The sequence below is a fragment of the Pseudonocardia nantongensis genome (assembly GCF_046546495.1).
GTDB classification, from domain to species: domain Bacteria; phylum Actinomycetota; class Actinomycetes; order Mycobacteriales; family Pseudonocardiaceae; genus Pseudonocardia; species Pseudonocardia nantongensis.
In genome coordinates, this window is record NZ_JBKGXT010000046.1 from 1 (window position 1) to 1,831 (window position 1,831).

Below are 1,831 nucleotides of genomic sequence, written 5' to 3' on the forward strand. Positions count from 1 at the left end.
GCGGGAGAGCGGCTGGTTGGACGGTTCGGAGGAGGTCGTCGTACTGAACACGGGGTCCGGGCTGATCTACCCGGACACCGTGCGGGCGGAACCTCCGGTGCTCGCGGCCGACGGGCGCATCCCGTGAGCGCGGCCGGCACGCACCGGCCCGGACCGGTGATCCGGGCGATCGAGCGGGTCGGGAACCGGGTGCCGCACCCGTTCTACCTGTTCTGGATCTTGCTGCTGGTGCTGGGCGTGGGCAGCGCGATCCTGGCCGCGAACGGCGCCACCGCGCAGCTGCCCGGCGCGCCGGAGGCCCAGCCGGTCCGCAACATTCTCTCCGCCGCGGGCCTGCGGGAGCTGCTGACCGGGCTGGTCGACAACTTCATCGGCTTCCCGCCGCTCGGCGTGGTGCTGACGGTGCTGCTCGGCGTCGGGGTCTGCGAGCGAACCGGGCTGCTGCGGACGCTGGTGAACGCCGCGCTGGCGCGGGTGCCCGCCCGGTGGATGCCCTACGCCGTGGTCTACCTGTGCGGGCAGGGGCACTTCATGGGCGACGCGGCGATGGTGATCCTGCCCCCGCTGGGGGCGCTGGCCTTCCGGTCGGTGGGGCGGCACCCGGTGGCCGGGGCGCTCGGCGCGTTCGCCGCGACCGCCGTCGGCTACGGCTCGGGGATCATCGTCGGGGCGCTGGACGCGAACCTGTCGGCGTTGTCGGAGGCGGTGCTGCCGCCCGGGACGCCACCGGGGGTCGAGACGTCGGTACTGATGAACTACTGGATCCAGTTCGTCTCGGCGTTCGTGCTGCCCGGTGTCGTCGGCCGGGTCCTGGTGCACCGGGTGGAGCCCGGGCTGCCGCCGGTGAACCCGCCGTCGGACGACGACGCGGTCGAGGCCGCCGAGGAGCCCGACACCACGGTCACACCGCGCCAGCGGCGGGCGCTGGTAATTGCCGGGCTGGCGCTGCTGCTGTGGCTGGCGCTGGCGTTCGCGGCCTGGCTGGTGCCCGGCGGGCCGCTGCGCGGCGAGGACGGCGGGTTGGTCGACTCGCCGTTCCTGGACGGCGTGGTCGCCCTGATCATGATCAGCTTCCTGGTGCTGGGCGTGGCCTACGGCGTCGCCGCCGGGACGATCACCACGCCGCCCGACGTACCCGAGCTGATGGCCCGGTCGTTGCAGGGGATGCTCGGCTTCGTCGTAATCGCGTTCTCGGCCGGCCAGTTCATCGCCATGTTCACCTGGAGCCGGGTGGGGACCTGGCTCGCCGTCGAGGGTTCGGCGGGGTTGCGCGCGATCGGGCTGACCGGGTTCGGCGCGGTGCTGCTGGCACTGGTGCTGTGCTCGGTGCTGGCGATGGTGATCTTCTCGGGGTCGTCGCTCTGGGCGGTGCTCGCGCCGGTGCTGGTGCCGGTGTTCGTCGGGCTCGGCCTGCACCCGGCCGTCATCCAGGCGACCTACCGGATCGGCGACTCGATCACCAACCCGATCTCGCCGCTGAACCCGTACCTGTACGTGCTGCAGCTGACCTGCCTGCGCTACGACCGGGAGTTCTCGCTCGGGATGGTGTTCTCCCGGATGGCGATGTTCGTGCTGCCGACCTTCGTGCTGTGGGTGGCGATCCTGGCCGCGTTCTACTTCCTGAACGTCCCGATGGGTCCCGGCACCACCATCCGTATCGGCGGCTGAGTCTGAGCGCGGGATCGAAGATTACCTACCGAACGTTGCCTAATGGCAGCTGGCGGAGCCCGATGAGGCAGGCTCCGGCCCGGTAGCCGCCGGTGGGCGAGCACTCTCGTTGCCTGGACGCTCTGCAGTCCTAGCGTCAGACCGTGCCCCCACCGGTGGTCGG

Annotated in this window: 1 protein-coding gene; it reads left to right on the forward strand. The window is 71.6% G+C overall.

All coding sequences use genetic code 11. The annotated features are described in order from the left end of the window. The first annotated feature begins 123 nt into the window (after positions 1–123). The gene (locus tag ACLFMI_RS26715) at positions 124–1,668 is read left to right on the forward strand and encodes an AbgT family transporter (RefSeq protein WP_410950729.1); all 1,545 of its coding nucleotides are present in this window, start codon (positions 124–126) and stop codon (positions 1,666–1,668) included. Positions 1,669–1,831: the final 163 nt, after the last annotated feature.